Source organism: Pseudomonas sp. BF-R-01, from assembly GCF_019946615.1.
Classification (GTDB): Bacteria; Pseudomonadota; Gammaproteobacteria; order Pseudomonadales; family Pseudomonadaceae; genus Aquipseudomonas; species Aquipseudomonas migulae.
Genome location: NZ_JAGYFX010000162.1, coordinates 1 through 8700, shown reverse-complemented (window position 1 = coordinate 8700; position 8700 = coordinate 1). Strand labels below are relative to the sequence as shown.

Genomic DNA, 8700 nt, shown 5'->3' with positions numbered 1-8700 from the left:
CCCCAGGCCTCCCCTCCCCGCGCCTTGCGCTGGGCGGTGGCCGGTTCGGTGATCGTGATGATCGCCGCCGGCGGCCTGTTCTACTACGCCTCGAAAATGGCCGCGGCCAAACGCCAGGCCAACCATGACGAAGTGCTGGTGACCATTCACCCCCACAGCTGCGAGCCGAACGCGTTGACGGTGCCGGCCGGTCGCGCCAGTTTCCGCATCGTCAACCGCTCGGATCGCGCCGTTGAATGGGAAATCCTTGACGGCGTGCTGGTGGTCGAAGAACGGGAAAACATCGCGCCCGGCCTGAGTCAGGTGATCAACGCCAACCTGTTGCCCGGCGATTACGCGATCACCTGCGGCCTGCTGAGCAACCCGCGTGGCACGCTGCACGTGACACCGACCGCGGCGTCCGATGCCGCTGCCAAGGCCAAGCCGTCGATGGTGGCTTTCGTCGGGCCATTGTCGGAATTCCGCGTTTACCTGAGCAGCCAAAGTACCGCGCTGATCAAGGCCGTCACTGCGCTTGAACAAGCCATAGAAGCCGGTGACCTGAGTCAGGCGCAAGCCTTGTACGTCCCGGCGCGCAGTGCCTACCAACGCATTGCCCCCGCCACGCAACGCCTGGCGGAACTGGACAACACCATCAACGCCCGTGCCGATTACTTCGAAAAGCGTGAGCAGGACCCCGGCTTCGTGGGTTTCCATCGCCTGGAATATGCGCTGTTCCAGCAACGCAACCTCGACGGCCTGACACCGGTAGCCCAACAGCTGCTGACCGACGTCACCACGCTCAAGCAACAACTGCTCGCGCAATCGCTGCCCCCGGAACAACTGGTCAGCATCGTGGTGCGCAACCTCAATAACCTCGGAGATGTGCGCGCCAGCAGCGGTGAAGAAGAACGCTACAGCCACACCGACTTGAACGGTTTCGCCGGCAACCTCGAAGCTGCCCGCAAAGTCGTCGACCTGTTGCGCCCGCTGCTGACCAAGTCCGCCGCCGAACTGCTGCCAACCATCGACAGCGCTGTCGCCAGCCTTGATGCCGAACTCAACGGTTTCAAGGTCAAGGACGGCTATGCGAGCTACGACACGGTCAGCGCCGCGCAACGCAAACAGATCGCCGACAAGGCCAAGGCACTGGCCGATGCACTCGATGGAATCGATCCCGCCCTTGGCCTATCCGGCCTCTAGCAGAAGACGACATGTAGATGAACGATTCAGAGCAATTCAACCTCCAGCGTCGCCGGGTTTTGATGGGCATGGGGGCCGCCGGTGTGGCGTTCGCCGGTTCTGCATTGAGCTGCCCGGCCATGGCCGCCAGCCCGGCGCAAGTCACCGAAGCGCCAAGCAGCGACCGGACCGATGACCACCACGACTTCCACGGCCAGCACCAAAGCGGCATCGTCACCCCGCGCCCGGCGTCGGGCATGTTGGTGTCGTTTGATGTGTTGGCCAGTGACCGTGAAGACCTCGAACGGCTGTTCCGCACGCTCAATGAGCGCATCGCGTTCCTGATGAAGGGCGGCCCGGTGGCGCAGGTCGATCCGAAACTGCCGCCAGTGGATTCAGGGATTCTTGGCCCGGTGGTCACGCCGGACAACCTGACCATCACCGTCTCGGTGGGTGAATCGTTATTCGACGAACGCTTCGGCCTGGCCCACGCCAAACCGAAACGGCTGAGCCGCATGGTCGGTTTCCCCAACGATGCGCTGGAAGCCGATTGCTGCCACGGCGACCTGAGTTTGCAGTTCTGCGCCAACACCACCGACACCAACATCCACGCCCTGCGCGACATCGTGAAAAACCTGCCGGACTTGCTGCTGGTGCGCTGGAAACAGGAAGGCAGCGTGCCGCCCCAGGCACCGGCGAAACCCGGTGTGCCGGCGCAGAGTGCGCGTAACTTTCTGGGCTTTCGCGACGGCTCGGCCAACCCCGATTCCAACGACGCCAAGGCCATGGACCGCATCGTCTGGGTCCAGCCCGGCAGCGACGAACCGGCGTGGGCCGTCAACGGCAGCTATCAAGCGGTGCGGATCATCCGCAACTTCGTCGAGCGCTGGGACCGCACGCCGTTGCAGGAACAGGAAAGCATTCTCGGCCGGGTCAAAAGCACCGGCGCCCCTATGGGTGGTGCGCATGAAACCGAGGTTCCGGATTACGCCAAGGACCCGGAAGGCAAGCTGACCAAGCTCGACGCGCACATCCGCCTGGCCAACCCGCGCACCGCCGCGAGTCAGGCCAACCTGATCCTGCGCCGGCCGTTCAACTACTCCAACGGCGTGAACAAGAACGGTCAGCTGGACATGGGCTTGCTGTTCATCTGCTACCAGGCCGACCTGGAAAAAGGCTTCATCACCGTGCAAACCCGGCTCAACGGCGAGCCGCTCGAGGAGTACCTCAAGCCGGTCGGCGGCGGGTACTTCTTCACCCTGCCGGGTGTGACGGGCGACCAGGATTTCATCGGTCGCTCGCTGCTCAACGCCACACAAACAAAAGCCACCGCCTAACCAACCCCCAACACGGAACCGTCCCATGAAAAAGTCGCCACTCGCGTTATTGCTGACCCTTGGTTTGCTCAACACCCCGTTTTCGGCTTTCGCGGCGACGGCGCCGCTGGAACTGGTGGGGCCGATTTCGGATTACAAGATCTACGTCACCGAGCAACTGGACGAACTGGCCAGCCACACTCAGAAATTCACCGATGCGGTGAAGAAAGGTGATCTGGCCACCGCGCAAAAACTCTACGCGCCGACCCGGGTTTACTACGAATCGATCGAGCCGATTGCCGAGCTGTTCAGTGACCTCGACGCCTCCATCGACTCCCGTGTCGACGACCACGAAAAAGGCGTGAAAGCCGAAGACTTCACCGGTTTCCACCGCATCGAATACTCGCTGTTCTCCGAGAAGAGCACCAAGGGCCTGGGCGAACTGGCGGATGGCTTGAACAAAGACGTCAAGGACCTGCAAACCCGCGTGGCCGGCCTGACCTTCCCGCCTGAAAAAGTGGTGGGCGGCGCGGCGGCGCTGCTGGAAGAAGTCGCCGCCACCAAGATCTCCGGCGAAGAGGATCGTTACAGCCACACCGACCTGTATGACTTCCAGGGCAACATCGACGGCGCGAAGAAAATCGTCGACCTGTTCCGTCCACAGATCGAGAAGCAGGACGCGGCGTTCATTGCCAAGGTCGACAAAAACTTTGCCACGGTGAACAAGACGCTGGCGAAGTACAAAACCAAGGATGGCGGGTTTGACACCTATGACAAGGTGAAGGACAGCGATCGCAAGGCGCTGGTTGGGCCGGTGAATACGTTGGCTGAGGATTTGTCGACGTTGCGTGGGAAACTTGGGTTGAATTGATTTTTTTGTAGCGTCTGAGTGGGCCCCTTCGCGGGCAAGCCTCGCTCCTACAGAGGATCGCATACCTCTGTAGGAGCGAGGCTTGCCCGCGAAGGAATTTTCAGCCCCGACACATCCCCCTCCTGCTACCATCCCCCGCCAATAATAAAAGCTCACGGAAGACTCACCCATGTCCGCTTCAACCTTCGACCTGCGCCCGCTCATGGTCGCCAACATGGCCTGCACCATGGCAATGATGGCGTTCGTTTCTTTGATCGGGCCTATCGCCCGGGTGTTGGGCCTGGCCACCTGGCAGGCCGGGGCGGCGGTGACGGTGTCCGGGGTGATCTGGATGGTGCTGGCGCGTCCATGGGGTCAGGCCAGCGACCGCTTCGGACGACGGCGCATTCTGTTGCTCGGCACTGCGGGATTCACCCTCGCCTATTGGGCCTTGTGCCTGTTCATCGACACGTCTTTGCGATTCCTGCCTTCAGCGGCGCTGGCGTTTATCGGGCTGATGCTCGGACGCGGGCTGATCGGCGTGTTCTATGCGGCGATTCCGGTCGGCTGTAATGCACTGATTGCCGACAACGTCGAGCCGCAACACCGCGCCAAAGCCATGGCCGCATTGGGCGCTGCCAACGCCTGCGGGCTGGTGATCGGCCCGGCGATAGCGGCGTTGCTGTCCCGATACAGCCTGAGCCTGCCCTTCTACGCCATGGCGTTTCTACCGCTGATGGCGTTCCTCGTGCTGCGTTACAAACTCAAGGCCCAGGAACTGCACTTGCGTCAGGCGCCGCGCAAGGTGCACCTCAACGATCCACGGTTGCGCCGGCCCATGGCGGTCGCGTTCGTGGCGATGCTATGCGTTTCTGTCGCGCAGATCACCGTTGGCTTCTTCGCCATCGATCGACTGGGCATGAGCCCGGCCGACGCCGCGCAAACGGCCGGTATCGCCCTGACCATGGTCGGCTTCGCGTTGATCTGTTCGCAGTTGGTTGTGCGTCGACTGGAATGGCCGCCGCTACGGCTGATCCGGGTCGGCGCGATTGTCGCTGCGCTGGGGTTTTCCGGCAGCATCATGGTCGATTCGGCGTGGGGGTTGTGGCTGGGGTTCTTTGTCTCGGCGAGCGGCATGGGCCTGATTTTCCCGTCCTTCGCCGCGCTTGCCGCCAATGCGGTCGAGGCCTCGGAGCAAGGCGCGACCGCAGGTTCCATCGGCGCCGCCCAAGGGTTCGGCGTGGTGATCGGGCCGTTGACCGCCACGCTGATCTACGGCATCGAACCGCGCTTGCCGTATCTGGTGGCGGCTGCGTTGTTGCTGCTGGTGGCCCTGTGGCCAGGGCCCCGGCAGCGTCAGGCTTTATAGGATGCGATAGAGCAAGCGTTCAATGCGCACACGACTGACACGCTTGAGGAACTTGGCCACGCCCGCCGGGTAATCCGGCAGGGTTTGCAGGTCCTGATAACGCTCGATACGCGTGGTGTGCTGGAAGATCTCCGCCAGCTCACTGCGACGCGGCTCCAGCAATTCACCTTTGGGGTCATCAATCAGCAGCGCGTTTTCCAGGTCGAGACGGAATGCGCGCGGATTGAGGTTGTTGCCGGTCAGCAAGGTGTAACGCTGATCGACCCACATGCCTTTAAGGTGATAGGTGTTATCGCCGTCCTTCCACAGGTGCAGGTTCAACTGGCCGCTGTCGACGCTGCGATGATGACGCTTGGCGAAACGTCGCAGGCTGATCTCGTAGAGGTACGGCAACGCCGAGATCACCTTGAACGGCTCGCTCGGCGGGATGTAGAAGTCGTTGGCGGTTTTGTCGCCGACCACGATGTCGATCTTCACACCCCGGGCCAATGCCCGGTTGATCTCCCGGGTCACCGCCAACGGCAGGTTGAAGTACGGCGTGCAGATCGTCAGTTGATGCTGGGCACTGGCGATCAACTCGCAGATTACCCGGCTCAACGGGTTGTTCTTGCCGACCCCAAGCAATGGGCTGACCGACAAACCGTCTTTAACCGTGGTGCCCGTCGTGGTGTCGTACGCCGCATGTTTCAGGCGGCTGCGCAGGTCGCCGATGTCGTGGCGCAGGCTGCGGGTGGTCGGCAGGTTCGGCAAATCGAGGCGATGCACCGCTTTCGAGGCGACCAGGCCGTGCTGAACCAGGTGCTGCATCGAATCGGCCAGGGCGCCGTTGTGCAGCAGGTGATAACGGTCGTAGCGGTATTTGTCGAATTTGTGCAGATAAACGTTGTTCAGGCTCGCACCGCTGTAGATCACGCAGTCATCGATCACGAAGCCTTTCAAATGCAGCACGCCGAACAGCTCGCGGGTCTGCACTGGCACACCGTACACCGGGACCACGCTGGCATGGGTTCGGGTGGTTTCCTGATACCACGCCGAATTGCCCGGCTGTTTGCCGGCACCGATCAAGCCACGCTGGGCGCGCAGCCAGTCGACGACCACCACCACGTCCAGTTCCGGACGCGCCAGTTTGGCGGCGTGCAAGGCATCGAGAATTTCCTGGCCGGCTTCATCCTGTTGCAGGTAAAGCGCGACGATATAGATGCGCCGGGTCGCCTGGGCAATTTTTTCCAACAGGCAACGACGGAATTCGGCAGCGCCAGAAAGGATGGTGACGGCATCGGCGGTCAGCGGAAAACTGCGCAGTTTGGGCAGCAGAGAGCGTTTGAAAAGCGACGGCATAGGGCTCGCAATGGGTCGAATCCGGAGAGGTTGAGAGCTTACACCATGGAGGGGTTTGGGTCTTGTTACGGTCTGTAATGACCCCTTCGCGGGCAAGCCTCGCTCCTACAGTCAATCGTGCTCCCTTGTAGGAGCGAGGCTTGCCCGCGAAGGCGATTTAATGGGCAACACAAAATAATATTTGACCAAGGAGAACGATCGTTCTACTGTATGCCCCATGAACGAAATCACTAGCAACGACACACGCGACATCATTCTGGATGTCACCGAAAAGTTGATCTACAAAAGTGGCATCGCTGCCACGGGCATGGATCTTCTGGTGAAAACCGCCGGCGTCTCCAGAAAAAGCATCTACCGCTACTTCGCCAACAAGGAGGAGTTGACCGTCGCCGCCTTGCAACGCCGCGACGTGCGCTGGATGCTCTGGTACAGAAGTGCCGTCGACCAGGCCGAAACCCCGGCCGACCGGCTGCTCAACCTGTTTACCGTGCTCAAGGCCTGGTTTGCCTCCGAAGGCTTCCGTGGCTGCGCTTTCATCAACACCAGCGGTGAAACCGGCGACCCGCAAGACCCGGTCCGGCTGGTCGCCAAAGAACACAAACAGAAGCTGCTCGACTACGTGCGCGAGCTCTGCACCGAACATGGCGCAACCGACCCGGAGACGCTGGCCAAACAGCTGCTGATCCTGATCGATGGTGCCATTACCGTGGCGCTTGTCATGGGTGATCACAGTGCCGCCGATAATGCGCAATGCATGGCGCGAAAGTTATTGGACCTGTAACACTTTAAACAAGCCCGACAACTTACTTGAACTTTAATCTTATTGGGAGACTTTAAATGTCTAACGCCGAAGTTCGTCCGCCATTGCCGCCATTTACCCGTGAATCGGCCATCGAAAAAGTTCGCCTGGCCGAAGATGGCTGGAACTCCCGTGATGCAGAGCGTGTGTCTCTGGCCTACACACTGGACACCAAATGGCGCAACCGCGCCGAATTCGCCTACAACCGTGAAGAAGCCAAAGGTTTCCTGACGCGCAAATGGGCCAAGGAACTGGACTATCGACTGATCAAGGAACTCTGGGCGTTCACCGGCAACCGCATCGCCGTGCGCTACGCCTATGAATGGCACGACGACTCAGGCAACTGGTTCCGTTCCTACGGCAACGAAAACTGGGAGTTCGACGAGAACGGCCTGATGGCCAACCGGTTCGCCTGCATCAACGACATGCCGATCAAGGAAAGCGACCGCAAGTTCCATTGGCCGCTGGGGCGTCGCCCGGATGATCATCCGGGGCTGTCTGACCTAGGTCTGTAAACACACATCTCCCTTGTAGGAGCCGGCTTGCTGGCGATGGCGACATAACATTCAACGATGATGTTGATTGTGAAATCGCTATCGCCAGCAAGCCGGCTCCTACAGGGGTTTGTGGTGGTCAGGCGACTTCGGCTTGTTTCACGCTGGCCTCAGCCTCCAGCTCCCGCACCAACGGCAGCACCCGCTTGCCGAAATACTCCACCTCTTCCTGAAAGTGCAGAAACCCCGCCAGCACCAAATCCACGCCCACCGCTTTCAACGCCACAATCCGCTCGGCAATTTGCCGCGGCGTGCCGATCAGGTTGGTCTTGAAGCCGTCGTTGTACTGCACCAGATCCTCGAACGTCGATTTGGCCCAATTGCCCTCGCCTTCCGGTGATGCCCTGCCCGCCTGTTTCGCCGCATCGCCAAAGGCATTCACCGCTTCCGGATCAGCCTGATCGATGATCTGCGCCAGCACTGCGCGAGCCTCTTCTTCGGTGTCGCGGGCGATGACGAACGCGTTGACCCCGACCTTCACCGAGTGATTGTTCGCGGCGGCCTTGCTGCGGATATCGTCGACTTGCGCCTTGATGCCTTCCGGCGTGTTGCCGTTGGTGAAGTACCAGTCCGAAACTCGCGCCGCCATGTCCCGTGCTGCACGGGAGCTGCCGCCCTGAAAGATTTCCGGCTGGCCCAGCGGTTTGGGTTTGAGGCTGTAATTGTCGAAGCGGTAAAAGTCACCGCGAAAGGTGAAGTTGTCCTGGCTCCAGATGCCTTTGAGCGAGCGAATGAATTCTTCGGAGCGGCGATAGCGCTCGTCGTGCTCCAGCCAGTGTTCGCCGATGGCCTGGAATTCACCCTTGAACCAACCGCTGACGATGTTCACCGCGATGCGGCCGTTGGTCAGTTGATCGATGGTCGCCAGTTGCTTGGCCGCCAGCGCGGGTTGCCAGGGCCCGGGCAGGATCGCCGCGATGACTTTCAATGTAGTGGTGGCGGCGAGCAACGCGTGGCTGAAGGCGACCGATTCATGCTGGTACTCGGCGCCGTAACCGGCGGTGAAGCGAATCTGCGTCAGGGCGTATTCGAACCCCGCCTCTTCGGCCAGTTGCGCCAGTTTGCGGTTGTAGTCGATGCCCCAGTGGGTGCGTTGTTCGATTTTGCTGACCACCAGCCCGCCGCTGACGTTCGGCACCCAGTAGGCAAATTTGACGGCTTGCTGACTCATTGACGTGTCCTCGGGACGTTAGGAAGTCCTGGGGTGAGAGCAGCAACCGTGCCAGTGCTTTCCTGTAGCGACCGAAGCCCCCTGTGGGAGCGAGCCTGCTCGCGATGGCGGTTGCACATACAACACTTTTGTTGGCTGACAC

Annotated in this window: 8 protein-coding genes; 6 read left to right on the top strand and 2 right to left on the bottom strand. The window is 60.8% G+C overall.

The window, feature by feature from the left end:
* From efeO (KGB27_RS30040) to KGB27_RS30025, 4 genes are all read left to right on the top strand, one after another.
* The coding region (gene efeO, locus KGB27_RS30040; protein ID WP_223557308.1) for an iron uptake system protein EfeO at positions 1-1182 on the top strand (1182 nt) is incomplete at its 5' end.
* Positions 1183-1199: 17 nt separating this feature from the next.
* The gene (gene efeB / locus KGB27_RS30035; RefSeq protein WP_223557307.1) at positions 1200-2498 is read left to right on the top strand and encodes an iron uptake transporter deferrochelatase/peroxidase subunit; all 1299 of its coding nucleotides are present in this window, start codon (positions 1200-1202) and stop codon (positions 2496-2498) included.
* A gap of 25 nt (positions 2499-2523) precedes the next feature.
* Positions 2524-3348, top strand: coding sequence for an iron uptake system protein EfeO (gene efeO / locus KGB27_RS30030; protein ID WP_223557306.1), 825 nt, complete (start codon positions 2524-2526; stop codon positions 3346-3348).
* A 169-nt stretch (positions 3349-3517) separates the two neighbouring features.
* Complete coding sequence (locus KGB27_RS30025) at positions 3518-4696, top strand: MFS transporter (protein WP_223557305.1); 1179 nt, start codon at positions 3518-3520, stop codon at positions 4694-4696.
* Here the strand turns inward: KGB27_RS30025 and pssA are convergent.
* Positions 4691-6034 (bottom strand): CDP-diacylglycerol--serine O-phosphatidyltransferase, encoded by a 1344-nt coding sequence (gene pssA, locus KGB27_RS30020; protein ID WP_008038356.1) that lies wholly within the window; start codon positions 6032-6034, stop codon positions 4691-4693. The two genes, KGB27_RS30025 and pssA, sit on opposite strands and share 6 nt — an antisense overlap.
* 217 nt (positions 6035-6251) lie before the next feature.
* On the opposite strand from pssA, the gene KGB27_RS30015 reads away from it, so the two are divergent.
* Complete coding sequence (locus KGB27_RS30015; RefSeq protein ID WP_192227246.1) at positions 6252-6815, top strand: TetR/AcrR family transcriptional regulator; 564 nt, start codon at positions 6252-6254, stop codon at positions 6813-6815.
* Between the two features lie 56 nt (positions 6816-6871).
* Positions 6872-7348 carry a DUF1348 family protein gene (locus KGB27_RS30010; protein WP_192227247.1) on the top strand — a complete coding sequence of 159 codons (477 nt, stop codon included), beginning with the start codon at positions 6872-6874 and terminating at the stop codon, positions 7346-7348.
* Positions 7349-7466: 118 nt separating this feature from the next.
* Here KGB27_RS30010 and sfnG read toward each other — a convergent pair whose 3' ends face one another.
* Positions 7467-8558, bottom strand: a complete 1092-nt coding sequence (sfnG, locus tag KGB27_RS30005; RefSeq protein ID WP_223557304.1) for a dimethylsulfone monooxygenase SfnG — start codon at positions 8556-8558, stop codon at positions 7467-7469.
* Positions 8559-8700: the final 142 nt, after the last annotated feature.

Coding starts and splice junctions, on each gene's coding strand:
- efeB (WP_223557307.1), top strand. CDS start 1,200: ATGAACGATTCAGAGCAATTCAACCTCCAGCGTCGCCGGGTTTTGATG.
- efeO (WP_223557306.1), top strand. CDS start 2,524: ATGAAAAAGTCGCCACTCGCGTTATTGCTGACCCTTGGTTTGCTCAAC.
- KGB27_RS30025 (WP_223557305.1), top strand. CDS start 3,518: ATGTCCGCTTCAACCTTCGACCTGCGCCCGCTCATGGTCGCCAACATG.
- pssA (WP_008038356.1), bottom strand. CDS start 6,034: ATGCCGTCGCTTTTCAAACGCTCTCTGCTGCCCAAACTGCGCAGTTTT.
- KGB27_RS30015 (WP_192227246.1), top strand. CDS start 6,252: ATGAACGAAATCACTAGCAACGACACACGCGACATCATTCTGGATGTC.
- KGB27_RS30010 (WP_192227247.1), top strand. CDS start 6,872: ATGTCTAACGCCGAAGTTCGTCCGCCATTGCCGCCATTTACCCGTGAA.
- sfnG (WP_223557304.1), bottom strand. CDS start 8,558: ATGAGTCAGCAAGCCGTCAAATTTGCCTACTGGGTGCCGAACGTCAGC.